Source organism: Azospirillum sp., from assembly GCF_050789165.1.
Genome location: NZ_JBOZRT010000010.1, coordinates 1 through 24244 on the forward strand (window position 1 = coordinate 1; position 24244 = coordinate 24244).

The 24244-nt window shown below is 69.1% G+C and carries 26 protein-coding genes and 2 pseudogenes; 22 read left to right on the forward strand and 6 right to left on the reverse strand.

From position 1 onward, the window contains the following. The 8 genes and pseudogenes from ACRWK7_RS01310 to ACRWK7_RS01345 all read left to right on the forward strand — a co-directional run. A pseudogene (locus ACRWK7_RS01310) lies at window positions 1-783 on the forward strand (hypothetical protein); the annotation flags it as partial. A gap of 1 nt (window position 784) precedes the next feature. Then, window positions 785-1456 carry a hypothetical protein gene (locus tag ACRWK7_RS01315; protein WP_431854356.1) on the forward strand — a complete coding sequence of 224 codons (672 nt, stop codon included), beginning with the start codon at window positions 785-787 and terminating at the stop codon, window positions 1454-1456. A gap of 4 nt (window positions 1457-1460) precedes the next feature. Further along, window positions 1461-2861 carry a discoidin domain-containing protein gene (locus ACRWK7_RS01320; protein WP_431854357.1) on the forward strand — a complete coding sequence of 467 codons (1401 nt, stop codon included), beginning with the start codon at window positions 1461-1463 and terminating at the stop codon, window positions 2859-2861. 76 nt (window positions 2862-2937) lie between these two features. Next, entirely contained in the window at window positions 2938-3309 is a 372-nt protein-coding gene (locus tag ACRWK7_RS01325) for a hypothetical protein (protein WP_431854358.1), read from the forward strand. A 2-nt stretch (window positions 3310-3311) separates the two neighbouring features. Further along, entirely contained in the window at window positions 3312-3476 is a 165-nt protein-coding gene (locus tag ACRWK7_RS01330) for a hypothetical protein (protein ID WP_431854359.1), read from the forward strand. 26 nt (window positions 3477-3502) lie between these two features. Beyond that, window positions 3503-3964 carry a cell wall hydrolase gene (locus ACRWK7_RS01335; RefSeq protein ID WP_431854360.1) on the forward strand — a complete coding sequence of 154 codons (462 nt, stop codon included), beginning with the start codon at window positions 3503-3505 and terminating at the stop codon, window positions 3962-3964. A gap of 87 nt (window positions 3965-4051) precedes the next feature. Next, window positions 4052-4216, forward strand: a complete 165-nt coding sequence (locus tag ACRWK7_RS01340) for a hypothetical protein (protein WP_431854361.1) — start codon at window positions 4052-4054, stop codon at window positions 4214-4216. 155 nt (window positions 4217-4371) lie between these two features. Further along, window positions 4372-4962 (forward strand): sce7726 family protein, encoded by a 591-nt coding sequence (locus ACRWK7_RS01345; RefSeq protein ID WP_431854362.1) that lies wholly within the window; start codon window positions 4372-4374, stop codon window positions 4960-4962. Here ACRWK7_RS01345 and ACRWK7_RS01350 read toward each other — a convergent pair. Together ACRWK7_RS01350 and ACRWK7_RS01355 are read right to left on the reverse strand one after the other, a co-directional pair. After that, window positions 4907-5977, reverse strand: coding sequence for a beta family protein (locus ACRWK7_RS01350; RefSeq protein ID WP_431854363.1), 1071 nt, complete (start codon window positions 5975-5977; stop codon window positions 4907-4909). The two genes, ACRWK7_RS01345 and ACRWK7_RS01350, sit on opposite strands and share 56 nt — an antisense overlap. Before the next feature lie 464 nt (window positions 5978-6441). Beyond that, entirely contained in the window at window positions 6442-7500 is a 1059-nt protein-coding gene (locus ACRWK7_RS01355; RefSeq protein WP_431854451.1) for a YkgJ family cysteine cluster protein, read from the reverse strand. A 108-nt stretch (window positions 7501-7608) separates the two neighbouring features. Between ACRWK7_RS01355 and ACRWK7_RS01360 the strand changes: the two are divergent. The 9 genes and pseudogenes from ACRWK7_RS01360 to ACRWK7_RS01400 form a co-directional block, all read left to right on the forward strand. Beyond that, a pseudogene (locus tag ACRWK7_RS01360) lies at window positions 7609-7773 on the forward strand (phage capsid protein); the annotation flags it as partial. 112 nt (window positions 7774-7885) lie between these two features. Then, entirely contained in the window at window positions 7886-8143 is a 258-nt protein-coding gene (locus ACRWK7_RS01365; protein WP_431854364.1) for a hypothetical protein, read from the forward strand. A gap of 154 nt (window positions 8144-8297) precedes the next feature. Then, window positions 8298-8870 carry a hypothetical protein gene (locus tag ACRWK7_RS01370; protein ID WP_431854365.1) on the forward strand — a complete coding sequence of 191 codons (573 nt, stop codon included), beginning with the start codon at window positions 8298-8300 and terminating at the stop codon, window positions 8868-8870. Then, window positions 8867-10765 (forward strand): hypothetical protein, encoded by a 1899-nt coding sequence (locus tag ACRWK7_RS01375; protein ID WP_431854366.1) that lies wholly within the window; start codon window positions 8867-8869, stop codon window positions 10763-10765. The genes ACRWK7_RS01370 and ACRWK7_RS01375 overlap by 4 nt, the downstream gene beginning before the upstream one ends. Continuing rightward, window positions 10765-11487 (forward strand): hypothetical protein, encoded by a 723-nt coding sequence (locus ACRWK7_RS01380; RefSeq protein WP_431854367.1) that lies wholly within the window; start codon window positions 10765-10767, stop codon window positions 11485-11487. The genes ACRWK7_RS01375 and ACRWK7_RS01380 overlap by 1 nt, the downstream gene beginning before the upstream one ends. A gap of 128 nt (window positions 11488-11615) precedes the next feature. Further along, window positions 11616-13640, forward strand: a complete 2025-nt coding sequence (locus tag ACRWK7_RS01385; RefSeq protein WP_431854368.1) for a glycosyl hydrolase family 28-related protein — start codon at window positions 11616-11618, stop codon at window positions 13638-13640. Beyond that, the gene (terL, locus tag ACRWK7_RS01390; protein ID WP_431854369.1) at window positions 13637-15253 is read left to right on the forward strand and encodes a phage terminase large subunit; all 1617 of its coding nucleotides are present in this window, start codon (window positions 13637-13639) and stop codon (window positions 15251-15253) included. The genes ACRWK7_RS01385 and terL overlap by 4 nt, the downstream gene beginning before the upstream one ends. Before the next feature lie 142 nt (window positions 15254-15395). Next, the gene (locus tag ACRWK7_RS01395) at window positions 15396-15698 is read left to right on the forward strand and encodes a hypothetical protein (RefSeq protein ID WP_431854370.1); all 303 of its coding nucleotides are present in this window, start codon (window positions 15396-15398) and stop codon (window positions 15696-15698) included. Further along, window positions 15695-16180, forward strand: coding sequence for a cell wall hydrolase (locus ACRWK7_RS01400; RefSeq protein ID WP_431854371.1), 486 nt, complete (start codon window positions 15695-15697; stop codon window positions 16178-16180). The genes ACRWK7_RS01395 and ACRWK7_RS01400 overlap by 4 nt, the downstream gene beginning before the upstream one ends. Before the next feature lie 20 nt (window positions 16181-16200). Here ACRWK7_RS01400 and ACRWK7_RS01405 read toward each other — a convergent pair whose 3' ends face one another. Beyond that, window positions 16201-16407, reverse strand: a complete 207-nt coding sequence (locus ACRWK7_RS01405) for a hypothetical protein (RefSeq protein WP_431854372.1) — start codon at window positions 16405-16407, stop codon at window positions 16201-16203. 263 nt (window positions 16408-16670) lie between these two features. Here ACRWK7_RS01405 and ACRWK7_RS01410 point away from each other — a divergent pair, with 263 nt between their 5' ends. The 3 genes from ACRWK7_RS01410 to ACRWK7_RS01420 all read left to right on the forward strand — a co-directional run bounded on the left by ACRWK7_RS01410 (window position 16671) and on the right by ACRWK7_RS01420 (window position 19585). After that, window positions 16671-17036: a DUF952 domain-containing protein gene (locus tag ACRWK7_RS01410; RefSeq protein ID WP_431854373.1), complete on the forward strand. Its 366-nt coding sequence runs from the start codon at window positions 16671-16673 to the stop codon at window positions 17034-17036. Then, the gene (locus ACRWK7_RS01415) at window positions 17033-18112 is read left to right on the forward strand and encodes a quinone-dependent dihydroorotate dehydrogenase (RefSeq protein ID WP_431854374.1); all 1080 of its coding nucleotides are present in this window, start codon (window positions 17033-17035) and stop codon (window positions 18110-18112) included. Before ACRWK7_RS01410 ends, ACRWK7_RS01415 begins: the two co-directional genes overlap by 4 nt. A gap of 219 nt (window positions 18113-18331) precedes the next feature. Next, a complete protein-coding gene (locus ACRWK7_RS01420; RefSeq protein ID WP_431854375.1) occupies window positions 18332-19585 on the forward strand; it encodes an EAL domain-containing protein in 1254 nt (417 codons plus the stop codon). 33 nt (window positions 19586-19618) lie between these two features. Here the strand turns inward: ACRWK7_RS01420 and ACRWK7_RS01425 are convergent, their stop codons facing one another. Then, complete coding sequence (locus ACRWK7_RS01425; protein ID WP_431854376.1) at window positions 19619-19954, reverse strand: ribbon-helix-helix domain-containing protein; 336 nt, start codon at window positions 19952-19954, stop codon at window positions 19619-19621. Window positions 19955-20268: 314 nt separating this feature from the next. On the opposite strand from ACRWK7_RS01425, the gene ACRWK7_RS01430 reads away from it, so the two are divergent. Beyond that, window positions 20269-21411: a hypothetical protein gene (locus ACRWK7_RS01430; RefSeq protein WP_431854377.1), complete on the forward strand. Its 1143-nt coding sequence runs from the start codon at window positions 20269-20271 to the stop codon at window positions 21409-21411. 6 nt (window positions 21412-21417) lie between these two features. After that, a complete protein-coding gene (locus ACRWK7_RS01435; RefSeq protein ID WP_431854378.1) occupies window positions 21418-22008 on the forward strand; it encodes an SH3 domain-containing protein in 591 nt (196 codons plus the stop codon). 113 nt (window positions 22009-22121) lie between these two features. Here ACRWK7_RS01435 and ACRWK7_RS01440 read toward each other — a convergent pair whose 3' ends face one another. After that, entirely contained in the window at window positions 22122-23924 is a 1803-nt protein-coding gene (locus ACRWK7_RS01440) for a transglycosylase domain-containing protein (RefSeq protein ID WP_431854379.1), read from the reverse strand. A 136-nt stretch (window positions 23925-24060) separates the two neighbouring features. Further along, window positions 24061-24240 carry a YbdD/YjiX family protein gene (locus ACRWK7_RS01445; protein ID WP_431854380.1) on the reverse strand — a complete coding sequence of 60 codons (180 nt, stop codon included), beginning with the start codon at window positions 24238-24240 and terminating at the stop codon, window positions 24061-24063. Window positions 24241-24244: the final 4 nt, after the last annotated feature.

Consider the following 24244-nt stretch of genomic DNA (forward strand, 5'->3'; position numbering starts at 1 on the left):
GACAGCACGGTGAAGGCGCTGATCCGGGTGGCCCTCCAGGGCACGCCCAGCACCCGGCACACGTTTCAGGTGACCGCCGCCGTCGCAGCCATCGGCTACTACAAGCTGACTGTGATGTACGTGTCCGGCGCCGGCAGCTTCGCGTCCGGTAACGCCCTGGCCGTGGGTGGATTTCGCACGGGCGATAAGGGCGATCAAGGCATACAGGGTATCCAAGGCATCCAAGGCATTCAGGGCGTCAAAGGTGACACCGGTGACCAGGGACCGCAGGGTATCCAAGGTGTGCCCGGTGCTGACGGCCTGATGATCGCTGCCAGCAATGCTGAGACGGCGGCTGGCGCTCTGACCACCAAGGCGGTTACCCCGGCCTCGGCTGTGGCGACATTCCTCAAGCTGGCCGGCGGTGCCATGACCGGCTTGCTCAACATGGCCGGGAACATCATCCAATCCGCCTTGATGCAGGACACCCGATACAAGCGCGTCGATAAGGGCACGGTGCCGAGCGGCACCGTCACCTTTGACGTGTCGGCCGGCAACTGGCAGCGCCTCCAAGTCGGTGGCGCGCTCACCGTAGCGCTGTCCAATTGGCCCGCTACGGATGGCGCGTGCCTGCTGCTGGAAATCGTCAACGGCGCGTCGTCAACGATCACGTGGCCGACCATCGCCTTTGTGACCTCCACCGGCGCCACGCAGTCGAGCCCGAACCGCACACTGCAAAGCAGCGGGACTGACTTCGTGCAGCTCTGGCGCAACGGCTCCACCGTCTACGGCAAGGTGATCTGAGATGAGCGAGTGGGTGATTGTCAGCGGCGGCGCCGTGCTCTACGGCCCGACCGCTTGGGACCGTGCGAGCCTTGAGCACCGGCTTGGGCTGGCGGGGTGGTCGGTGACGCTGGGGGCGGAGCCGGCGGTGTGGCGTTCGCCGTTGCCGGAGGATTTCGGCGACGATCCGCCGGTGCTGCCGGAACTCCCTGCGGCGCTTCTGCCGTGCACGGTGGTGTGCGAAGCCTTTGATCCGGCGTACCGCGTGCGGGGAGAGGCGTCATTCGTCGTCGGGCCGGAGGCGGTCACCGCCACCTATGCGGTCGAGGATCGGCCGCTCGCCCAGGTGCAGGCCGAGGCGGTGGCGAGGATCAACGCGGAGGCCGGGCAGAAGCGCGCCCGCTACATCACGCAGGCTGTCGGTCAAGAGGGCACCTACGTGCAGAAGGCGGCCGAGGCGCGGGCTTTCCTGGCTGGCGGCGCCGGGCCATTCCCCTACTTGGCGGCCGAGGCCGAGCATACGCCCGATGCCACGGTAGCGAGCATTGCCACGCTGGTGGCCGCCACCGAAACCGCATGGACGGCGATCAACGCCGGGATTGAGGGGCGCCGTCGCGGCGCGTTGGTGGCCGTGGCCGCGGCGGGCAACGTCGCGGCTGTCGCAGCACTGTTCCCCATCGCCTGGGAGGGTTGACGGCATGGCTGATTTCTTCCGCCGCAGGCCCGGTGTCCTCCCCGGCGAGTACCGCCCGCCGTCCGTCTGCGACCTGCTGTTTGAGGGCATGCTGATGGCGTCGGGCGCGGACCCCAATTCCGCCCCCTATTGGCGCATCATTGCGGATGAGGCGGTCACCGACACGATCGCGTTCTGCGCCACTGAGATCGAAATGTTCGTCAGTGGAGGGGTGGCGGATGAGTGTGTCGGGGGGGCCGCCATCTCTGGCGGGGACGCCGGCTCATGGTCGGCGAGCCGTGCCTTTGACGACGACACCGGCACCTTTTGGGGGTCATCTCAGTCCGGGGCCGGCGTAAAGGGCGTCGCGTACATCGGCTATCATTTCGCAACCCCGAAAAGCATCAACCGCATTCGGTTCCGGTCGTCACCCTCTGGGTCGGCGGCAACCCCTGTGATTATGCTGGTGCAGCGAAGTTATGACGGTGTGTCGTGGACCACGGTCCTCCCGTGGTACATCGGCGCGGTCGCCGCGAACACATGGTATGAGACCCCAGAAACCGGATGGTCTGTTGCCGGTTACGTGTTCCCAGCCAGCGGGACGTTGTTCGACTACACCGGCGCGGATCAATCCTATACGGTGCCGGCGGGCGTCACCCATGTCCGCACGAAGGAACGCGCCGCTGGCGGTGGCACCGGTGGGGCTGGAGGTGGCGCGGTCGGTGGCGGCGCGGCGACCGTGTACGCGGTGATTCCTGTAACGCCGGGCGAGGTACTGACTGTTCGTGTTGGTGGCCGCGGTCGGTGGGTAAACGCCGGTGTGGCAACCGCCCCTGTCTTCGGCGGTGGCGGACCGTGCGGCACGGCTGGTGGTAACATCGGCGGCAGTGGCGGCGGCCTAGCTGGCATCTTCCGCGGCGGCACGCCGCTGGCCGTGGCTGGAGCGGGCGGTGGCGGCGACCACTATATAGGTCACGGTGGCCCAGGCGGGCTCACCGGCTCGAATGGTACCCTCACCAGCGGCGGTTTTGGCGGCGCCACGGCCGCCACCGGAGGTACGCCGACCAGCGGCGGCACAGGCGGCACCTCACCGGACGGCTCTACGTTCAACGGCACCAATGGCTCGTCCTTGAAGGGCGGAACCGGTGGCTCCGGCTCCGGCCCGGACCCCCGCGGCGGCGGTGGCGGTGGCGGTGGCCTGTACGGCGGCGGCGGCGGCCCCGGCGTCGCGAACCGTTCCGCCACCTCCCCAGGCGGCGGTGCGGGCGGCAGTTCCGGCGTACATTCCTCCTGCACCGCGTCGCTGATTTTCGGCGGCAGCGGACGCAATCCCGGCCTCGCCTCTGACGGCAATTTGTCCGGCTATGGGGTCGGGGCATCGGCCAACGCCGACGACGCCACCGCCGCTCGCATCATCATCTACTGACCGCGACAACAATCCAGACCGACCGGGCCGCCCAAGGCGGCCTTTTTCATGCTCGAACGAAGGGGAATGGGCCGTTATGACCGCTTCAACGCCTGATCTTTCGCCCGTCGCTGAGGTTGCGGCCCGTTCCACCGCCGAGGTGGCGGGGCGGGCTGCCAGCGGCGAACTGTACGCCCTCGTGGTGCTGGTGATCATCCTGCTGGCCGTGCTGGCCGGTGTGCTGGGCGTGGCTCTGCTGCGCCGCCGTCCACCGCCCCGTGACCCGCCGGACGGCCCCTGCGACGGCAGCGCCGCGTCGCGCGAGCTGACCGAAATCCGCGATGAGCTGCGCGAGCTGGGCAAGCGGCTCGACAACGGCCTGCGGGCTGTCCACGGTCGAGTCGACCATCTTCAGGCGACGCTGCTGGCGTCCTTCGCCTCTGCTCGAAACCATCATCCGGCAGAATAGCCATGGCTCGCGACCTGATGCCTGCCGCCGAAGCACGGCGAGACAAGGCCCTCGCTGATTGTGGCGGCAACACTGCGGCGGCGCTGCTGCTGCTGGCCTTGCTGCTCGAAGCGGCCCTGTGCGCCGCTCCGGCCGGCATGCTGCGTGTGCCGCCGTCGAAGAACTGATTCTCAACAGTCTGGGAGTATCCGATATGACCGTGCAATCCAGCTCGGTAGCCCTGCCGCGCGACCCGTCCACCATGCCCCCTCGTGAAGTCGTCGCCCGCACCCTGTGGGGTGAGGCGAGAGGCGAGGGGATCGCCGGCATGGTGGCTGTCGCCTCCGTCATCCAGAACCGGGCGCGCAACCCCCGTTGGTGGGGTAACAGCGCGGCTGGCGTGTGCCTCAAGCCGGCGCAGTTCTCGTGCTGGCTGGAGAGCGACCCGAACCGGGCGAAGCTGCTGGCCGTCACCGACGCCGACCGGTCGTTCCGTCTGGCGCTGGAGATCACCGACGATCTGCACGCCGGCCGGCTCCACGATGTGACCACTGGTGCCGACCACTACCACACGCGCGGTGTAGCCCCGGCTTGGTCGAAGGGCAAGGTCGCCTGCGCCGAGGTGGGCGTGCATCGCTTCTTCCGCCTGGAGCTGCCGCCCCCGCGTTCCGCCTGACCGCGCGGCGGCAACAACCCTGCACCTGACCGCCCGCCAGCATCCCGCCCGCGGGCTTTTTCGTGCCCGAAGGAGGGGCAACACACCATGGACCTGAAGAGCCTTCCCGGCTCCGGCCGCTTCGCCAGCCGGAGCAAGATCATCGTCGGTGCCGCTCTCGCAGTGACGGCCGTCGCAGCTTATCTCACCGACAGCGACGCGCTGTGGGCCGTCGTGCAGCAGCTCGCGCCGCTGCTGCTGAGTGGCAGCTAACGCCCTGGTAGGCCTCTGCCGCCGCTTTGCCAAACAGGCAGGGCGGCGGCTTGTTATGCATCCGGCTTAATCCTGGCGCGATGTTTGCTTGCGTGATTTGCAATTGTGAATGGCCGCTGGAAGAGGGTAACCAGTGGCCACTAGGGAGGTTCGTCATGCGCGATGCTGATGTGCGAAGGGTGCTGCGGGCGGAAATTGATGCCGCGCACGCTGCCGATCACGATACGCGGGTTGTCGAAGAGCTGGCTCTGGAGCACGGCACTTCTCGTGTTGATATTGCTGTCATAAACGGCGAAATCCACGGATATGAGATAAAAAGTGAACGAGATACGCTTGAGCGACTCCCAAAGCAGATCGAGCTTTACAGTTTAGTGCTCGATAAGGTGACGCTTGTGGTGGGGGCGCGCCACCTTTCTCATGCCCAAGAGATAATCCCGCCGTGGTGGGGAATTAGAGTGGCCGAGTTGCGGGGCGGTTCTGTCGTTCTTTCGCCGGAGCGGTCGGAGGAAGTAAACCCAAGCCCTGACGCGCTCACCATAGCGATGCTGCTCTGGCGTGAGGAAGCGTTGGAGGAACTGGAGGCAAGAGGGCTTGCGCGTGGTGTCCGCAGCAAGCCCCGGCGTGCCGTTTACGAGCGGCTTGTGAGTGGAATGTCCTTACCGGACCTCCGTCACTTGGTCCGCTGCCGTCTCAAAAACCGGGCAAACTGGCGAGTTGCCGAACCGTTAGTGTCATGTGGTGATTAACTCCGGCCGTCAGCCAAGTCTGGGCGCTTCCGCTCTTTGCACCTGGATGGGTTCTGCCTTCGATATAGGCGTCACCGGCACTGTATGCCGCGCCCATGAAGTGGGGCGATGCGACAAGGTTATGTGCGTGGGCGATGTATTGACCGTAACCGCCGCCACGCGCCATAGCGACGCTGTTGCCTCTCATGATCAGCCATCGGTCTGGCAACGCATATCGCACGCTTGCGCTTGGAACTGCGCCTATGGGCAATGAGACCGGTAGCGGATGCTGTGTCGTATAGTCACCGAAGGTCGGATAGCGGGGGAGTGGGGTTGATAGTAGGCCGTGCCACAACGCCCAATCGTCGCGGGCAAGGAAGTGATTCCCGACGCCGAAGCCCGTGAGGTTAGCAGGGAAGACGCCGCTTGTAAGGACGAAGCTCCTCCAATCCGACAGGTACGGAATACCAGCGAGCAATGCGCCGAGATTTGCTATTCGTGGCGGGGGCACCAGAGGGAGAAATGCCAGATCAACGATCAGGTCGATCTGGCCCGCGGCCAGCCCGAGCGCCGCCAAAAGGGTGGTGAGGCTTGCCCCGAGATTTGGGTTAGCGAGGTCAGTATCACGTAGACGGATGGCCGCCCCGCGCCCAACCGCTGCAACTCGAACATCGCTTTGGAAGTTGGCTGATTTGCTCAACTCCGAAAGCGGAGTGTAATCCGGGTGCAGCGATGCAAAGCGGGAGAACAAATAGCTTGCGGCAGATTGCACGCCAACTGGCGCGTGGCCATCCAGGATGGTGGCGTCAACTACGAGTGGCCGTCCGCTCCAAGCGATGGTAGCTGCCGTGGCGTCCCGGTCCAGACACGCTTGAACAGTGCCGATGGCGGACTTGGCGCCAGCCTTGGGTGCCGGCCTCTGGATGATGATGAGCGGCGCCATTCTCGGAGTATCGCTCGGGAACATGGTCCGGAGCGCATCCTGCTCCGACTGCTTCCAACGCAAAACTGGCACATATTGCTTGGAGGAGATCATGTTGGTCTCATTCTTGGCGATGTCGCCATTAATGGTAGTTGAGTTTATCAGCTGAGTCGAATCTCGATAGCTGAATACCCGTGTATGTCGCCGGTGGCTGCTTGTGACGTAGCGCCACAACCGTTCCGTCAGTGTCGCCCTGAGGCCGACATGGTGTCTAACTTGGCACTGGCTGCGCTCAGATCTGAGTGGACGTAGGCGGCGGTCCAGTTGACCGCATTTTACGATGCGTCCCTAAGTCATTGATCTGTGGTGGTGCGTTTTACAATGTTGGTGTGGCTAAGTCGTTGAAGTCGGCCAGACAACACTGGCATCATAATCCCCTGTTTGACGGGTGCAGGTAAGCCCCGTCCGGGTCCGCCGGGCGGGGCTTTTCGTTTCCGGGATAGGCTGTGTAGTTGTGCTCGGTTGCTGCTGATATCAAAAGGGTGGTGCGCCGTCGCAATCGACGCACCATGTTTGCGTTAGACGGCGCGGGCGAAGTTGAAAATACTTAGTGGCGCGCTATCCCAATCTCTTAGCAGGTCAGCATAGTCTCTTACAAAATGGCCAAGCAGCATAGTATTAGTTTTTTCGGTAGAAAGCTTTTTACTTTTTGCATCATCTATCCGAGCGATGGCTATATCGCGCTGACGCTCAATGATGTCCTTGGCTCGTGCTTTGCTTATGTAGCCAAAAGCCTCTGCGGCGGCAAGAAAAGGCATAACGTTCATGCGGCTGGTGCCTTTGCCGTTCTGTACGGCATTCTTAATCATCTGCTGCATTTGTGGCATAATAGAAGGGTGCCATTTTATTGCCGCAGAAAGCCGCTTCCTGAGCTGGTTTGCTTTTCCAGAGTGTTGCATTGCGTTTTGGTGGGCGGCTGACAGTATCATGCCGTTATCGATCAGCGGTGGTGCTGAATCTGATGTATCGCAATCCACATCCCCGCGCATGACTTCATTGATAAGTTCTTCGGCTGCGCTAAGTGGTGCGTTGATCGGGAATGGGTAAGTTTGGCAAGAGTATGGCCTGCTTTGATAGATCGAGCACTTGTTGTCTACGAGAGCCCAGCAAGCTCCGCCTACTTTAGGGAGCATGGCTACATGCGCAGTCAAGGACAGGCTGAACGGAGGTCCGTCAAAATGTAGAACATCGCATTGTGATGCAAGCGTACGTTCAATGTCCGCAATTACTATCGGATCGGCTATTCCATTATTCTGCGCTACAAGTTTAGCTTCTGATGCAGGTGGATTGCTTATTGTTACTATCCCCTGCAAGAGAAAATCATTTGCATACTTGTCAAATTCGTCGATCGTTAGGAACAGATCGTCGGACCCGTTAAGGGTGCAGCATTTTCCGCATAGCGTGCAGCCAAAGTGTAACATCGCATACTCTAGTATGTTGTGGGTTGATTGAGGCTGTTTTAGTAAACTGGTGGCAGTTATGAGCGCAACTGTCATGTTGTCCGCGGGCCGTCCGTGGATCAGTTCTCCGCTGCTACCATCGTAGGCCTTTGTCCGGCATCCGCCGGGCAGGGGCATTCTGTTTGAACGCCATGGGAACAAAACGCTGAGCGCCTCGGGGCGTTCTGCAAATTGTTCTGCAAACAGCCAAGATAAGTAACTGATCTTTCTGCCATTTGTGCCCGCCACTGGTACCACAAGACCGCGGTCGGCCACGGCGCCGGGGCCGACGTGAAGACCGACATCACGTGGCACGGCGACCGCGCCGCGCACTTCGTCAACAACATGATGAGCCAGGGCGCCTGCCTGATCGACCAGGGCGGAGTCGTCACCCTGCGCTGCCTCGAATAGGGGCGTTTCGCAGGCTGACCGACGGCGGGCGCTCCCGACCGCATGCGGACCATCCTCCTGGTCCCGCGGCGGGGGCGCCCCGATGCCCCGACCCTTTCCCAGGAGATTCCCCATGGCCTTCGTTTCCAAGGACCTGAGCGTCCTCGCCTACGCCAACGGCTTCACGCTCTGGCACTACACCACGCCCGACGCCGCGACGGCGGTGGACGGCAGCGGCTACTTCAACGGCGCCTCCGACATGCTGCGCGTCGGCGACATGGTGCTCGCCAACGCCGGCGGCGGGGCGGGCGTGCTGGTGATCGCCAGCAACGCCGGCGGCACCGTCGATGCGACGAACCTGACCGCCTTCGGGACGACGAACAGCGACTGACGATGCTCCCTCTCCCCCTGGGGAGAGGGGCGGGGTGAGGGGGGCCTGCACGGCGACCGTTTCTGGTTCCCCGCAAACCCCCTCACCCGGCCCTGTCGGGCCACCCTCTCCCCAGGGGGGAGAGGGATTCAACGGCACCACGAGGACACATCCCATGGCACTCACCGCGATCGGGCTGTGCAGCCGGGCGCTGCTGAAGATCGGCGCCACGCCGCTGACATCCTTTGACGAGGGCACCGCCGAGGCGGAAGTGGCCGCCGCCCTCTACGCGCCGACCCGCGACGCGCTGCTCTCGGCCCGCGCCTGGAGCTTCGCCACCGCGCAGGCCGTGCTGCCCCGCCTCGCCACCGAGCCGGTGGCCGACTACGCCCACGCCTTCCAGTTGCCGGCGGACTTCCTGCGCGCGCTGTCGGCGGGTGCCGCCAGCCGGGGGCGCGGGCTGGACTACCGCATCGCCGGCCGGGCGCTGCACGCCGGCTCGTCGTCGGTCGTGCTGACCTACGTGTACCGTCCGGCCGAGGAGGACTTCCCGGCCTTCTTCGACCAGGCGCTGATCGCGCGGCTGGCGGCCGAGTTCTGCATCCCGCTGACCGAGAACTCGTCGCGCGCCGACGGCCTGCACCAGCTGGCCGAGGCGGAGTTCCGCCGTGCCCGGCTGATCGACGCGCAGCAGGACGTCCAGCCGGGCTTCGAGGACTTCTCCCTGATCGAGGCGCGCGGGGCATGAGCCGGGTCCGACAGGCGAAGACCAACTTCACGGCGGGCGAGATCTCGCGCCGCCTGCTCGGCCGCAGGGACCTGCGCGCCTACGACAACGGGGCGCTGACGCTGCGCAACGTCTTCATCCACCCGACCGGCGGCATCACCCGGCGCTCCGGCCTCGCGTTCGTGGACATCGCGCGCGGCGCCGGCCGGCTGGTGGCGTTCGAGTTCAACACCGAGCAGACCTACCTGCTGGCCTTCTCCGCCGGGAGGATCGACGTCTACCGCAATGATGCCCGCGTCGCCACGGTGGACGCGCCTTGGACCGAGGCGCAGCTGAGGCAGATCACCTGGACGCAGAGCGCCGACACGCTTCTGGTCTGCCATCCCGACGTGCCGCCGCGCAAGCTGACGCGCACCGGCGCGGATGCGTGGACGCTGTCGGACTGGGCCTACGTGGCGGAGGACGAGGCGATCCGCCTGCCGTTCTACCGCTTCGCCGACAGCGAGGTGACGCTGACCCCCGGCGGCACCAGCGGCGCCATCACCGTCACCGCGTCCGCCCCGGTGTTCGACCCGCTGCACGAGGGCACGCGCATCCGCATCAAGGGCAAGCAGCTGGTGGTCACCGGCGTGGCCTCCGCCACCTCGGCGCAGGCGACGGTGAAGGAGGAGCTGCCCAACACCACCGCCACGGTGAACTGGGACGAGCAGGCGTTCAGCCCGCGCCGCGGCTGGCCGGTCAGCGCGGCGTTCCACCAGGACCGGCTGGTCATCGGCGGGTCGCGCGACCTGCCGAACCGGCTGTGGCTGTCGCGCTCCGCCGACCTGTGGAACTTCGACCTCGGCACCGGCCAGGACGACGAGGCCATCGAGTTCGGGCTGCTGTCCGATCAGGTGAACGCCATCCGCGCGGTGTTCTCCGGCCGCCACCTGCAGCTCTTCACCTCGGGCGCGGAGTACATGGTGACCGGCGACCCGCTGACGCCGCGCAGCATCCAGCTGAACCGGCAGACGCGCATCGGCTCGCCCATCGACCGCACCATCATGCCGCGCGACGTGGACGGCGCCACACTGTTCGTCTCGCGCAACGGCAAGGAGATCCGCGAGTTCCTGTATACGGACACCGAGGCGGCGTACCAGGCCAACGACCTGGCGCTGCTCGCCCGGCACATCGTGCAGAGCCCGCGCGACCAGGATTTCGACAAGCGCCGGCGGCTGCTGTTCGTGGTGATGGAGGACGGCTCCATCGGCGCGCTGACCGTCTACCGGGCCGAGCAGGTGACCGCCTGGACCCGGCTGACCACGGACGGGGCCGTGCGCTCCGTCGCGGTGGTCGGCGACGACGTCTATGCGCTGGTGGACCGCGCCGGCACCTGGACCGTCGAGCGCTTCGACGACACGCTCAACACCGACTCCGCGCTGGTCGGCGGCAGCGGCACGGCGGTGTCCACGTGGTCCGGTCTCGGCCACCTTGAGGGGCGGCGGCTCGCCGTGCTGGCCGACGGGGTGGTGCGCGGCGAGGCCCCGGTGGTCACCGGCCGCATCACGCTGGACGCGCCGGCGAAGGAGGTCGAGGCCGGGCTGACCTACACCCACGTGGTCGAGCCGCTGCCCGCCAACCTGCTGGGGCAGGTGGCGGACGGCGATTTCGTCCGGCTGGTCGAGGTCGGCTTCAAGCTGGAGGACACCGCGGCGCTGCGCGTCGATCTCGGCCGCGGCCTCTTCGACATGCCGCTGCACCGTCTCGGCCCGCAGCCGGCGGCCGGGGCGCCGCCGCCGCGCGTCTCCGGCGACCGCCGGCTGCGCGCGCTGGGCTGGCGGCGCGACAACGACAAACCCCTGTGGCGGATCGAGCAGGACGCGCCGCTTCCCTGCACCCTGCTCTCCGTCACCATGTCCTTGAAGGTGAACGACTGATGGGCGCACTCAGCTCCGTCGTCAGCGCCGCCGTGCCCGTGGCCACGTCCGCGCTGACCAACTACCAGCAGCAGCAGTACCGCACGCAGACCAACGCGGCGGAGTACCAGTACAAGGCGCAGAGCGACGCCGCCGACCGCGTCTACCAGGAGCAGCTGCAGGAACGCCGCTATGCCGAGGAGCGGCAGGCCCGCCTGGAGGCGCAGCAGCAGGCCGAGCGCGAGCGGCAGCTGCAATGGCAGCGCGAGGACCAGCTGCGCCGCGAGGACCAGGAACGCGAGCGGCAGGCCCAGGCCGAGCAGCGGCGCAGCGGCATGGCGTGGCTCACGCAGTCGCAGAACCTCGAGGCCGGCCAGCTGCGCGCCCGCCGGGACGCCGAGCTGCAGGCGGCCGACGCCGACGCGCGCACCCGCGTCGCCGCCATCGCCCAGCAGTCGGCCGAGGACGAGCGCCGCCGCCGCGACGCGCTGCGCCGCGCCATGGGCCGCACCCGCGCCGACCTCGGCGGCCAGGGGGTGAGCGCCGCCGACGGCTCGGGCGAGGCGATCCTGCTCGGCCTCGTCGGCGACACCGAGGCGGAGAGCGGTGCCGCCACCCAGGCCGACCGGCTGAAGCGGCAGGCGATCCAGCAGGAGCTGGACAACGCCCGGCGCCGCAACCTGCTCGAACAGGCACAGCTGGCGCAGAAGCAGCGGCTGGACTTCATGAGCAAGTTCTTCTGACGGCGGCCTATTTGCCCCCTCCCTAACCCTCCCCCGCTGCGCGGGTGAGGGAACTCCGCCGCGTCGTCGGCAGCCCCCTCTCCCGCGCAAGCGGGGGAGGGATGGGGAGGGGGCCAACGGAGACTTTCATGCCCATCCAGATCCCGCGCGGCACGCCGCGCGTGCAGTACGTCGCCGACGGCGCGGTGGCGGCCTTCGCCTTTCCGTTCCCGATCTTCGCCGCCGACGACCTCCAGGTGTTCCTCGGCGCCGCGTTGCAGTCCACCGGCTACACGGTGGGCGGGGTCGGCGCCAGCGCCGGCGGCACGGTGGCCTTCGCCGCGCCGCCGGCCGCCGGCACGTCCGTCACGTTGCGCCGCCGCGTGCCGATCGAGCGCACCAGCGACTTCCTGGAAAGCGGCCCGCTGCCCGCCAGCACGCTCAACAAGGAGTTCGACGTGCTGACCGCCGGCCTGCAGCAGGTCGCCGGCGACCAGGAGCTGATGCTGCGCTACGCCGACACCGACCTGCCGGCCAGCCCGGTGCTGCCCGGCCGGGCCACCCGCGCCGGCAAGCTGCTGGCGTTCGACAGCACCGGCAACCCCACCATCCGCCTGCCGGTGGACGAGGAGGCGCTGTCCACCTACGTCCCCTCCGGTCCGGGCGCCACGCCCCGGCCGATCCGCGAGAAGCTGGGCGACGCCGTCTCGGCCAAGGACTTCGGCGCGGTCGGCGACGGTACGGTGGACGACACCATCGCCATCCAGGCGGCGCTGACCTCCGCCCAGGCGGTATTCCTGCCGCCGGGCGTCTACCGCGTCACCAACACCATCACCGTGCCGTACGGCAAGACGCTGTCCGGCGCCGGCCAGTCCTCGATCCTGCGGGCGGCAAGCAACGGCTTCGACCTCGTGCACCTGCCGGACGGCTACGCCACGCTGCGCGACCTGCGCCTGGAGAAGGGGCTGGCCGGCGTGCGGCTGTTCGGCCGCGACGGGCCATGCGTGCAGAACGTGCTCAGTGACCTCACGGTGTGGGAGTCCGTCTGCGGACTGGTCCTCGACGGCTACGCCTCGCCGGACCGGCCGACCTACTGGAACAACATCGCCCGGGTGCTGGTCGCCCGGCCGGCCGTCCACGGCGTCTGGCTGACGAAGAGCGGGGCGGGGGACTCGCCGAACGCCAACCGCTTCCACTGCGTGCGCGTGTATTCGCTCTCCGCGCCGATCTCCGGCAGCGGCTTCTACGTCGAGCACGGCAAGTACAACAACGCCTTCGTCGATTGCGAGGCCAACCTGTCGACCATGGCGCACTCCTGCTTCCGGGTGGGGGCGGACACCGACAAGAACCTGATCGTCAACCTGTACTGCGAGACGCTGGGCGGCGTGCCCAACGTGGTGCTGGAGGCCGGCTCGGTGGAGACCGGCATCGTCAACCTGTTCTCGGCCAGCGCCGGGCCGGCGATCCAGGATTTCTCCGGCGGGCGCTACACCGCGCACAACGCCGGCTATCCGGAGAAGAACCGCCTGGCGACCACCCGCGTCAGCCAGCTGGTGGTCGAGGCGCTGCGCTACGACACCGAGTACGTCGAGCCCGAGGCCGGCGGGCTGATGGAGCTGGACTTGGCCAGCTCGGTCTATCTGGTGAGCGCCTACGGCGGGGCGGTGGAGGCGCGGCTTCCCGGCGCGGGTGCCGCCAACGGCCACGCGGTGACCATCAAGAAGACCGACGCCTCGGCCAATCCGGTGACCATCACCGAGGCCGGCGGCGCCGGGCCGGACGGGCGCAGCGTGGTGCTGGGCAGCCGCTACGACTTCGTCACCCTGGTGTCGAATGGTGCCGGCTGGTGGATCGTCGCCGGCAGCAGCCTGCCCGGCAACGCCGCCTACACCGATGCCCCCGGAGTGTTCGAGCCCGACCTGACGCGCGGCCTCTATCTGGTCAGCGCCTGGAGCGGCGCGGTGGAGGTGCGGCTGCCGGCGCCCAGCGCGGCGCACGCGGTGGGCCGCACGGTGACCATCAAGAAGGCCGACCAGTCCGGCCACGCGGTGACCGTCACCAAGCAGGGCGGCGGCGGCCCGGACAACGAGGCGATCCCGCTCGCCGGCTTCGGCCACGCCGTCACCGTGATGTCGAACGGCGCGGGGTGGCACATCATCGGGCGCAACCCGTGACGGGGCCGCCGCATGAAGCCCCTCTCCCTCGACGGGAGAGGGGTTGGGGAGAGGGTGGCGCCGGCGAAGCCGGCCAGGTTCCTGTCCCCCTCTCCCCAAACCCCTCTCCCGCGAGGGGAGAGGGGCTTTGCAGCTTCCGCGACTTCGTCGATGCCTGGAACGGCCTGCAAGGCCAGGACACGCCGCGCCACCACCGCGTCATCGTGCGCTGGCTGGCGGCGCGCGCCGGCGGCGGCGACCGGCGCCTGCTGCTGATGGCGTTCCGCGGAGCGGGCAAGTCCACCCTGGTCGGCCTGTTCGCCGCGTGGCTGCTGCGCACCGACCCGAACCGCCGGCTGCTGGTGCTGGCCGCCGACATGCGGCTGGCCAAGAAGATGGTGCGCAACGTCAAGCGCATCATCGAGCGCCACCCGATGACCCAGGGCATGAAGCCGAAGGAACGCGACCAGTGGGCCTCCGACCAGTTCACCGTGGCGCGCGACCTGGAACTGCGCGACCCCTCGGTGCTGGCTGCCGGCATCGACGGCAACATCACGGGCACCCGCGCCGACGTGGTGATCTGCGACGACGTCGAGGTGCCGAAGAACGCCGACACCGCGCCCAAGCGCGAGGAGCTGCGCGAGGCCCTGCGCGAGATCGACTACCTGATGGTGCCGGACGGCGTGCAGCTCTACGTCGGCACGCCGCACAGCTACTACACCATCTACGCCACCGACCCGCGCGCCGAGGCCGGCGAGGCGCAGCCCTTCCTGGAGGGCTTCCGCCGCCTGACCCTGCCGGTGCTCGACCGCCGCGGTGCGAGCGCCTGGCCGGAGCGCTTCCCGCCGGAGCACGTCGCCCGCATCCGCAAGCGCTCCGGCCACGCCAAGTTCGAGAGCCAGATGATGCTGCGCCCGATGCCGGCGACGGCGACGCGGCTCAACCCCGACGACCTGCGCCGCTACGAGGGCGAGCTGACGCTGCACGCCGCGCAGAACGACACGGTGCTGACGCTGAACGGCGTGCGGCTGGTCTCGGCCAGCGCGTGGTGGGACCCGGCGCTGCTGCGCCCCGACGAGGACGGCCGCAAGGGCGGCGACGACAGCGTGGTGGCCGCGGTGTTCTCGGACGGCGAGGGCAATCTCTACCTGCACCGTGTGCTTTATCTCAGCGTCGATCCCGACGACCCGGCGACCGAGGCGGAGCAGCAGTGCCGGCAGGTCGCCGGCTTCCTGCGCGACCTGCACCTGCCCGGCGTGCGGGTGGAGGGCAACGGGCTCGGCGCCTTCCTGCCGGCGGAGTTGGAGAAGCAGCTGAAGCTGTCGCGGATCGGCGCCGCGGTGCGGACGGAGCACTCCAAGCGCTCGAAGGCCAGCCGCATCATCGAGGCGTTCGACGCCCGTCTCGCCGCCGGCCGGATCTTCGCCCACGCCGGCGTCTGGGACACGCCGTTCGTGCGCGAGATGCGCGAGTGGCGCCCCACCGGCCGCCAGCGCGGCCACGACGACGCGCTGGACGCGGTCGCCGGCTGCATCCTGTCCGAACCGCTGCGCGTCGGCCCGGCCCCGCCGCCCGCCCGCCGACCCGACTGGCGCCCCGGCCCGCTCGTGGCACCGAATGACTTCACGGTCTGATCCCCTCTCCCCTCCGGGGAGAGGGCAGGGTGAGGGGGCCCTGCACCGCGACCGCTCCCTGTCCCCCGTAAACCCCCTCACCCCGACCCTCTCCCCAGAGGGGAGAGGGAGGGCTTTCTGTACCCCGACATCGGAGAGCACCATGCATGAGACCCTCGACGTGGTCTGGTGGATCACGGCCGTCGAGCTGCCGGTCATGGGCGGCCTGTTCTGGCTGATCGTGCGGCTGCGCAAGGAGGCGCAGGACGCGGTGGAGGCGCTGCGCCTGCGCGCCGAGACCACGGGCGCCCAGGTGCGCGAAAGCCTCGCCGCCTACAAGCTGGAGGTCGCCAAGACCTACGTCTCGGTGAGCACGCTGAAGGACGTGGAGAAGCGTCTCACCGACCATCTGCTGCGCATCGAACACAAGCTGGAGCGCGTCTGCGCCGACGGCGGTGCGCGATGAGCCGCCCGACCCTCACCCCGGTGGCCGACGCCGCCAGGGCTCCGGCCCCGCCCACCCCCGGCGGCACCGTCGAAGAGGCGGTCGATACCCTGGCCCGCACCCTGTGGGGCGAGGCGCGCGGCGAGCCGGTGCGCGGCATCGAGGCGGTCGCCGCCGTCATCGTCAACCGCGTGCGCGCGGCGGAACGGCGCGGCGGCTTCTGGTGGGGCGGCAGCGTCGTGGCGGTCTGCCGCAAGCCCTGTCAGTTCAGCTGTTGGAACGCCGACGACCCGAACCGGCCGAAGCTGCTGGCGGTGACGGCGGCCGACCCGGTGTTCGCCGCCTGCCTGCGGGTGGCGCGGCGCGCGGTTGCCGGGCTGCTGTCCGACCCGACCGGCGGCGCCACCCACTACCATGCCCTCGGCCTGAATCCCGACTGGGCGGCGGGGCACACGCCCAGCGCCGAGATCGGCCGGCATCTCTTCTACGCCACGACGGAGTGACCGCGGCGCAGGGGCCATGCTTACTCGGCGGCCTTGATCATCGCCAGGTAGATCTTCCAGGCGGCTTCGACCGACACGCCGCCGGCCCGTGCGCCGGCGGCCAGCATGGCGGCGGACGGCTTCAGCGGAACGGTGGCGGTGGTCGGCTCGGCATGGCCCAGCAGGCCGGTCAGCGACTCGCTGGCCAGCGCACGGTCCTTCACCACAATGCCCGAAATCGCGTTCATGTCCGGTCCTCCAGAAAGGTGCCGGACACATAGCAAGCGCGGTGCCAACCGCCGCCGGACTGCAACCATTCCGGAAAACACCGGAAAAGGTTGAAACGGCGCTGGTGTCCCGGCGGCGGGCTGCGGCGGCGGCCGCGACATATCTGCAAAATGCTGCATCGCGTTTGTTGCGCGCGTCGCATTTTGCAAAGCGCACCGCGGGCCTCTGGCCGGGGACAGGCCTTTCGGGTAAGGTCCGCGCCGCCCCGACCGAGGGAAATCGTATGACCGACCGAATCATCTACCATATGTGCCGGGCCGAGGAATGGCGGCAGGCGACGGACTCCGGTTCCTATCCGGGCTCCTCGCAGGACGCCGCGGACGGCTTCATCCATTTCTCGACCGCCGCCCAGGTGGTGGAGAGCGCCGCCAAGCACCGCGCCGGCCAGGACGGGCTGGTGCTGCTGACGGTGGACGGCGAGGCGCTGGGCGAGGACCTGTGGTGGGAGCCGTCGCGCGGCGGCCAGCTGTTCCCGCACCTCTACGCCGAGCTGCCGGTGTCGGCGGTGCTGCGCGCCGACCCGCTGCCGCTGGGCGCCGACGGCCGCCACGTCTTCCCGCCGCACGTCTTCGACGAGTCCGCATCGTGATCGACCTCTTTCCCATCGCCGGCCGCATCCTGCGCTCCTTCGACCCGGAGACGGCGCACACCCTGACCGTCAAGTCGCTGGCCGCCGGTTTCGGCCCGGTCGACCGCGAGCCGGACGATCCCGTCCTGAAGACGCGCGTCTGGGGCCTGGACTTCGCCAACCCCGTCGGGCTCGCCGCCGGCTTCGACAAGAACGCCGAGGTGGTGGACCCCATGCTGCGCATGGGCTTCGGCTTCGTCGAGGCGGGCAGCGTCACGCCGCGCCCGCAGCCCGGCAACCCGAAGCCGCGCCTGTTCCGCCTGACGGAGCAGGGCGCGGTGATCAACCGCATGGGCTTCAACAACGGCGGGCTGGAGCAGTTCGCCCGCCGCTTCGAGGACCGCCGCGGCAACCCGAACCGCGCCCCCGGCATCGCCGGTGCCAACCTCGGCAAGAACAAGGACACGGCGGAGGCCGCCGACGACTACGTGCTGGGCGTGCGCCGGCTGGCGCCGTTCGCCGACTACCTCGTGGTCAACGTCTCCTCGCCGAACACGCCGGGCCTGCGCGCGCTGCAGGGGCGCGAGCCGCTGCGCACGCTGCTGGGCCGCGTGCTCGACGCGCGCGCCGCGTGCGCTCTCGCGAAGGCGCCGCCGCTGCTGCTGAAGATCGCCCCCGACCTCACCGACGAGGACAAGGCGGACATCGCCGCGGTGGCGCTGGACTCGGGCATCGACGGCCTCGTCGTCTCCAACACCACCATCGCGCGGCCGGACACCATTCCGGAGCGCTTCAGGGGCGAGGCCGGCGGCCTGTCCGGCACGCCGCTGTTCGGCCCCTCCACCCAGGTGCTGCGCGAGATGTACGGCCTGACCGGCGGCAGGCTGCCGATCGTCGGTGTCGGCGGCATCGCGTCGGGCGACGACGCCTACGCCAAGATCCGCGCCGGCGCGTCGCTGGTGCAGCTCTACTCGGCGCTGGTCTACGGCGGCCCGGCGCTGGTGCGGTCGATCAAGCGCGACCTCGCGGCGCGGCTGAAGGCGGACGGCTTCGCCAGCGTGGCGGACGCGGTGGGAACGGAATTGACGAAGCGGTAACCCTGCTGTTCCACTCTGGGGCCGACGCGGTCTGCATGGCCTTGAAGCCCCTCTCCCTCGACGGGAGAGGGGTGGGGAGAGGGTGGCGCCGGTGAAACCGGCCAGGAGCTTTTTGCGACCTGCCGGTCGCTACCCCCCTCTCCCCAACCCCTCCCCCGCGAGGGGGGCTTTCGGTGCACGGCAGACTGTCCAGAGTCCACCGCCGGAGCCACGGCCGCCATGACGCTCCTGATCCACATCGTCTACGCGCTCGCCTACATCGTCACCGGCGTGTCGGTGGGCGCGGTGCTGCCGTTCCTGCGGCCGGAGATGGACCCGCTGGTCGCCTGGATGGCCGGCGGCATGGTGGTGCTGGCCGGCGCCCTCGTGCACGAGGTGATCACCCGTTTCGACCGCGAGCGCACGCAGAACAAGCGCTTCACCCTCATGCTCGAGGCGATGGGCACGCTGAACGAGGAGCTGACCCGCCAGCAGGCCGAGATGGACGCCATCCGCACCGACATGGAGCGGGTGCGCCAGCTGGGCGGAGTCGCCGGCTACGACACCGTGATGCAGGAGGTGAAGCTGCTGCAGTCGCTGGTCGGCCGCCTGCAGGAGAAGCGCACCCCGCCCCGTCCCCCGGTGCCGCCGGCCACCGCCGGGGCGCCGAAGGCGCGGACTGCGGTGGAGAGCGGCGGCGCGGTGCTGCCGCAGGCCCCCCAGGTGGCGGCGGTGCCGCCGTCCTCCAACGAGCTGGACGACGCCCGCGTGCTGGAGACCGTGCGCGACGCGCTGCGCGCCGACCGCATCGACATCTACCTCCAGCCCATCGTCAGCCTGCCGCAGCGCCGCCACCGCTTCTACGAGGTGTTCTCGCGCGTGCGGGCCGGCGACGGCGCCACCATCAAGCCGGACCGCTACCTCGCCATCGCCGAGCGCGAGGGGCTGATCGCCACCATCGACAACCTGCTGCTGGTCCGCTGCATCCAGCTGATCCGCGAGACCGAGCGGCGCCAGCACCAGATCGGCTTCTTCTCCAACATCTCGCCGGCCACCATCGGCGACGCGGAGTTCATGAAGCAGTTCCTGGAGTTCATGGCGCAGAACCAGACGCTGGTGCCGAAGCTGGTGTTCGAGCTGGGCCAGGACGACATGCGGGCCGGGCAGGCGGTGACCCAGGCGATCCTGTCGCAGCTGGCGCGGCTCGGCTTCCGCTTCTCCATGGATCAGGTCGGCGACGTCGCGGCGGTGGACGTGGACGCGCTGGCGCGCAACGACTTCCGCTACCTGAAGCTGGACTGCGCCCGCCTGCTGGCTCCCGACGCCCGCGCCCGCGCGCCCGGCCTGCTGAAGCGCTGCAAGGAGCACGAGATCGACGTCATCGTCGAGAAGATCGAGACCGAGAACCAGCTGATCGAGCTGCTCGACCTCGGCGTCGATTTCGGCCAGGGCTACCTGTTCGGCGAACCCCGCCTCAGCCGCAAGCCGGGGTGATGCGGGCCGCGCCGCCGCCGACTCGGGGGTCGGCTAATCGTCCAGCGGGATGGCGTCCTGCAGGGCGCGGCGCAGGCGGGGCGACGGCTTGACCTCGCTCGCCTCCCCGAAGCCGGCCGGGTGCTTGGGCACCGCCGAGCGGAAATAGCTGACGATGAAGACGCGGATCGAGGCGGTGAGGTTCGCGTCGCCGCGGCGCCGGTCGATCATGGTGCACAGCTCGTTGAGCGTGCAGTTCTCGCGATCGCAGATGTCCTTCAGGGAGTCCCAGAGCAGCGGCTCCATGCGCAGGCTCGTCCGCCGGCCGCTGACGGTCACGTTGCGGCAGACCAAGCCCGGCTTGTCCTTCCAGCCCTCCGTGTCCGCCATCGTGCCTTGAGCCTCTCCTGTTACCCGCGCGGAACCTGCCCGCGACCCCTATACATCCATTTGTATGATCGGAATGCAAGTGGGCGTGTGTGCCCTTCGGGCATTTTCGACCGTCGGTCGCGTCGATAATGTCCCGGTCTTGAGCGCATCCGACGTGCCGCAGCGCGCGCAACATATCCGGGTATGCAGACGGGCCGGTTCCGGAGCGGCGCCGGCCGAAAAGCCGCTTCCCTTCGGCACCGCTTCGCGGTACCGCTTTTGGTTATGGGTATGCGGGCGAAAAAGCCTTGCGCGGCAACGGAACGAGGTGGGTGATGGCGCGACCGGCGGCGTGGCGGATGACGGCGCCCTGGGTGATGGCGTTGGGTCTCGGGCTGACGCTGGCCGGGCCGTTGCGGGCCGCCGATCCGGCGCCGGCGCCGACCCCCGCGGCATCCCCGCTGGCCGACACCGTGCGGCACGAAGTCGCGCGGCAGGTGCCGCCCTCCTGGCGGGTCGACGCGGTGATGCTGGAGCCGCCCGAATCGGCCACCGGGCCGCTGCGCGTCGCGGCGCGCCTCAAGCTCGCCAAGCCGACCTACGTGGTGGACGGCCGCGACGGCCCCTACGCCTTCGTCCTTCCGGTGGCCGAGGCCGGGACCGAGAAGGTGCTGACCGGCATCGCCACCACCGCCAAGGCGCGCGACGGCAGCCTCGCCGTGAAGCTGGAACTGCAGAACCCGGAGGTGCTGGACAGCCTGGGCAAGCCGGCCGAAGAGCTGCCGGGCAAGCTGGTGGTGGTCGGGTCCGAGGAGGCCAAGGCGGTGCGCGCCAAGCTGGACGCCGAGGCCAAGCAGCGCCTCGCCGACGAGCAGACCCGCCGCCAGCGCGAGGAGGAACTGCTGGCCGAGCAGCGGGCAATGGCCGAGGCCGAGGCCGAACGCCTCGCCGGCGAGCGCCAGGCCGTGGAGGCGCGCGCCACGCTGATCGGCGAGGTGCGCACCCGCCTGCTGTCCGGCGACCGTGGGACGCGCGTCGCGGTGTACGAGGCGGTGCTGGGCGGCAACGACCCGGCGCTGCGCCAGTTCGCGGTGGAGGCGGCGCTGCAGAGCCGCGACCCGGTGCTGGCCAACCTGGCGCTGAAGGACTGGATCGCCCGGCGCAAGACCATCCCGGTGCTGCTCTACGCCACCAAGGAAGACCCCAACAGCGACACCGTGCTGCGCAACCTGGGCCCGCTGACCATCGAGGTGGAGGGCTTCACCGCCGTCAATGGCGCTTTCCAGGGCAAGATGGGGGCGCCCGGCTACACCATCGCCGCGCCCGCGGTGGCGGTCGGCACGCTGGCGCAGACCGAGCTGACGGTGAACACCTACGGCTGCAGCCTGACCCTGCGCCTGACCGAGCACCGCACGCTCGACGGCCTGTACCGCTGCCAGACGCTGCCGACGCTGGTCGCGCGCGTCACGCTGGACTGACGCGCGATGCGCCGGGCTCCTCTTCTGCTCGCCCTGGCGTTGCTGGCGCTGCCGACGGCGGCGCTGGTCCAGGCGCAGACGGCGCAGGTGTCGGCCGACCGGCTGACGCCGCGCCCGCCGCCCACCGCCGTGTTGCCCAAGGCGACCCCGGTGCACGCCGAACCGAAGGGCCGCGCGCCGGCCGGCGTGGCGGTGCTGCAACCGCTGCCGGTGGTGGCGCCGCCGCTGTCGCCGGTCGTGGTTCCCGGCGAGCCGCCGGCCGTTGCCGACCCGGCCACCGCTCCGGCCCCGCCCGCCGTGACCGCGCCGCCGCCGCCCGCGGCCAAGCCGAAGGCCGTCGCCGAGGCGCCGAAGCCGGAACCCGCCAAGCCGGCGGACCGGAAGCCCGCCACCCGCACCGTCTACGCCAAGGAAGGCATCTACATCCGCGCCACGCCGAGCCGGAAGGGCACGGTGCTCGACACGCTGGAGGAAGGCGAGGCGGCGCAGGTTCTGCCCGACAAGTCGCCGGAGGAGGGCTGGGTGCGCATCGCCCGCAACGGCCGCCCGGTGGGCTGGGTGTCCTCGTCCTTCCTGACCGAGCGGCGGCCGAAGTAGCGACGGGCGATTGCCCCCTCCCTAACCCTCCTCCTCTTCGAGGTGGAGGGAACTCCGCCGCTCTGCCCCCTCCACCGCCCAAGGCGGGGGAGGGATGGGGAGGGGGCCAGGAGTCAGCCTTTCCGCAGCTTAACCGCGTCCTGCATGAACCCGCGCCAGACCTCGGCGGGGACGGAGCCGCCGCTGACGCCCTTCATCGGCGCGTTGTCGTCGTTGCCGACCCACACGCCCACCGTAAGGCCGCCCGCGAAACCGACGAACCACGCGTCGCGGTAGTCGTTGGTGGTGCCGGTCTTTCCGGCGCCCCCCTTGACGAACGCCGCCCGCCCGGTGCCGGTGGCCATCACCTCGCCCAGCATGGACCTCATCGTCGCGGCGGTGCCGGCGTCGAGCACGCGTTCCGCCGACGCGCCGGGATAGGCGTAGACCTCACGGCCGCGCGGGTCGAGGATGCGCTGGAAGGCGTGCGCCTCCACCTTGGTGCCGCCGTTGCCGACCATCGCGTAGGCCTGGGTGAGCTGGAGCAGCGTCGTCTCCGCGTTGCCGAGTGCCAAGCCGAGGTTGGCCTCCAGCGGCGTCTCGACGCCGAGGCGGCGGGCCATCGCCACCACCTCGTCCACGTGCCCGGCGGTCAGCCGCGCCGAGGCGGTGTTGACCGAGCGCGCCAGCGCCTGCCGCAGCGTCAGCTGCTTCGGGTACGCGTCGTCGAAGTTGCGGATCGAACGGCCGTCGGCGAAGGGCAGCGGCGAGCCGTCGACCACGCTGTCCGGCGTCAGCCCGCGCTCCAGCGCCGCCAGGAACACGAACAGCTTGAACGCCGAGCCCGGCTGCCGGCGCGCCTGGAGCGCCCGGTTGAAGTGGTCGCGCCGCGCCGCCGCGTCGCGCCCGCCGACCATCGCCAGCACCTCGCCGCGGTCGTTCAGCGCCACCAGCGCGTACTCGGCGTCGCCCATGCGCTTGGCGTTGCGCTGGGCGGCGCGTTCCAGGTTGCGCACCGCGGCGGCCTGGAGGTCGCGGTCCAGCGTGGTGCGCACGGTGAAGGTCGGCCCGGGATCGGCGTTCCCGCCGAAGCGGGCGGCGTGGAAGCGGCGGAAGCGGGCGTTGGCAGTCTCGCGGAAATGCCCGGCGACCTGGGCGCCCAGCCTGTTGGTCTCGGCCAATTCCAGCTTCTGGCGCTTGGCCGCGGCCGCCTGCTTGGCGGTGATGAAGCCGGCGTCGGCCATGGCGTCCAGCACGACGCCCGCCTTCTCCTCGTTGCGCTCGCGGTCGGCGAAGGGGTTGAGGCGCGACGGCGCGGTCAGCGAGCCGATCAGCGCCGCCGATTCCTTCAGCGTCAGCTTCGACGCCGGATGGCCGAAGTACAGCTTGGCCGCCGCGTCGACGCCGTAGGCGCCGAAACCGAAATAGACGCGGTTGAGGTACAGGTAGAGGACGGTGCGCTTGCCGACCTTGTCCTCGAAATCCTGGGCGCTGATGATCTCGTAGGCCTTGCGTTCCCAGCGGCCGTAGTCCTTGAAGAAGATGTTCTTCATGGTCTGCTGGGTGAGCGTGCTGCCGCCCTGGCTGAAGCGTCCGGAGGTCACCGCCACCGACAGCGCCCGCGCCAGCCCGAAATAGTCCAGCCCGTCGTGCTCGAAGAAGCGCCGGTCCTCCTTGGCGATCAGCGCCTGGAGAAGGTGGCGCGGCATCTTCTCGATGGGCACGATCTCGCCGTAGTTCTCGCCGACCGAGCCGAGGAAGCGCCCCTGCCGGTCCAGGTAGCGCACGCCGTCGCCGCGGTTGAAGGCGGCGATCTCTTCGGCGGATTTGAAGGTCTCGCCGAACAGCTCGACCGCGGCGGCGGGGCCGGCGACGGCCAGCGGCACGGCGAGGGCGAGCAGGGCGGCCGTCTTGCGGAGAAAGGAGGGGAGGGGCATCGGCGTCGTTGTGGCGAAAGACGCCGCAGAGGTCGGGACGGGCCGGGGGTTCTACAATGCGCTACCACCTAATTTCAAAGGGGCGGTGCGCTTGCGGCGCCCGCCCCTTTGCCTTGTCTGCCCTCCGCCAGCTTGCTCAGCAGCAGCGGTTCACCCCGCTCCACTTGCGGTCCAGCTCGCTGGCGTAGAACTCCTCGCGGCTCAGCGGCGGCACGTCCGGGTGCAGGCGGGTGTGCCGCTCCAGATACCGCTCGAACGCGTCGTCGCCGGTGATCTGGCGCAAACCCTCCCAGCCGGCACGCAGGACGTGCAGCATGATT

Excerpts from the sequence above, each read along its gene's own strand:
- ACRWK7_RS01430 (WP_431854377.1), top strand. The coding sequence starts at position 20,269 with ATGGCGCGACCGGCGGCGTGGCGGATGACGGCGCCCTGGGTGATGGCG.
- ACRWK7_RS01405 (WP_431854372.1), bottom strand. The coding sequence starts at position 16,407 with ATGAACGCGATTTCGGGCATTGTGGTGAAGGACCGTGCGCTGGCCAGC.
- ACRWK7_RS01425 (WP_431854376.1), bottom strand. The coding sequence starts at position 19,954 with ATGGCGGACACGGAGGGCTGGAAGGACAAGCCGGGCTTGGTCTGCCGC.
- ACRWK7_RS01325 (WP_431854358.1), top strand. The coding sequence starts at position 2,938 with ATGACCGCTTCAACGCCTGATCTTTCGCCCGTCGCTGAGGTTGCGGCC.
- ACRWK7_RS01445 (WP_431854380.1), bottom strand. The coding sequence starts at position 24,240 with ATGCTGCACGTCCTGCGTGCCGGCTGGGAGGGTTTGCGCCAGATCACC.
- ACRWK7_RS01335 (WP_431854360.1), top strand. The coding sequence starts at position 3,503 with ATGACCGTGCAATCCAGCTCGGTAGCCCTGCCGCGCGACCCGTCCACC.
- ACRWK7_RS01320 (WP_431854357.1), top strand. The coding sequence starts at position 1,461 with ATGGCTGATTTCTTCCGCCGCAGGCCCGGTGTCCTCCCCGGCGAGTAC.
- ACRWK7_RS01340 (WP_431854361.1), top strand. The coding sequence starts at position 4,052 with ATGGACCTGAAGAGCCTTCCCGGCTCCGGCCGCTTCGCCAGCCGGAGC.
- ACRWK7_RS01420 (WP_431854375.1), top strand. The coding sequence starts at position 18,332 with ATGACGCTCCTGATCCACATCGTCTACGCGCTCGCCTACATCGTCACC.
- ACRWK7_RS01370 (WP_431854365.1), top strand. The coding sequence starts at position 8,298 with ATGGCACTCACCGCGATCGGGCTGTGCAGCCGGGCGCTGCTGAAGATC.
- ACRWK7_RS01355 (WP_431854451.1), bottom strand. The coding sequence starts at position 7,500 with ATGCCCCTGCCCGGCGGATGCCGGACAAAGGCCTACGATGGTAGCAGC.
- ACRWK7_RS01400 (WP_431854371.1), top strand. The coding sequence starts at position 15,695 with ATGAGCCGCCCGACCCTCACCCCGGTGGCCGACGCCGCCAGGGCTCCG.
- ACRWK7_RS01385 (WP_431854368.1), top strand. The coding sequence starts at position 11,616 with ATGCCCATCCAGATCCCGCGCGGCACGCCGCGCGTGCAGTACGTCGCC.
- ACRWK7_RS01315 (WP_431854356.1), top strand. The coding sequence starts at position 785 with ATGAGCGAGTGGGTGATTGTCAGCGGCGGCGCCGTGCTCTACGGCCCG.
- ACRWK7_RS01345 (WP_431854362.1), top strand. The coding sequence starts at position 4,372 with ATGCGCGATGCTGATGTGCGAAGGGTGCTGCGGGCGGAAATTGATGCC.
- ACRWK7_RS01330 (WP_431854359.1), top strand. The coding sequence starts at position 3,312 with ATGGCTCGCGACCTGATGCCTGCCGCCGAAGCACGGCGAGACAAGGCC.
- ACRWK7_RS01380 (WP_431854367.1), top strand. The coding sequence starts at position 10,765 with ATGGGCGCACTCAGCTCCGTCGTCAGCGCCGCCGTGCCCGTGGCCACG.
- ACRWK7_RS01395 (WP_431854370.1), top strand. The coding sequence starts at position 15,396 with ATGCATGAGACCCTCGACGTGGTCTGGTGGATCACGGCCGTCGAGCTG.
- ACRWK7_RS01375 (WP_431854366.1), top strand. The coding sequence starts at position 8,867 with ATGAGCCGGGTCCGACAGGCGAAGACCAACTTCACGGCGGGCGAGATC.
- ACRWK7_RS01440 (WP_431854379.1), bottom strand. The coding sequence starts at position 23,924 with ATGCCCCTCCCCTCCTTTCTCCGCAAGACGGCCGCCCTGCTCGCCCTC.
- ACRWK7_RS01350 (WP_431854363.1), bottom strand. The coding sequence starts at position 5,977 with ATGATCTCCTCCAAGCAATATGTGCCAGTTTTGCGTTGGAAGCAGTCG.
- ACRWK7_RS01365 (WP_431854364.1), top strand. The coding sequence starts at position 7,886 with ATGGCCTTCGTTTCCAAGGACCTGAGCGTCCTCGCCTACGCCAACGGC.
- ACRWK7_RS01410 (WP_431854373.1), top strand. The coding sequence starts at position 16,671 with ATGACCGACCGAATCATCTACCATATGTGCCGGGCCGAGGAATGGCGG.
- ACRWK7_RS01435 (WP_431854378.1), top strand. The coding sequence starts at position 21,418 with ATGCGCCGGGCTCCTCTTCTGCTCGCCCTGGCGTTGCTGGCGCTGCCG.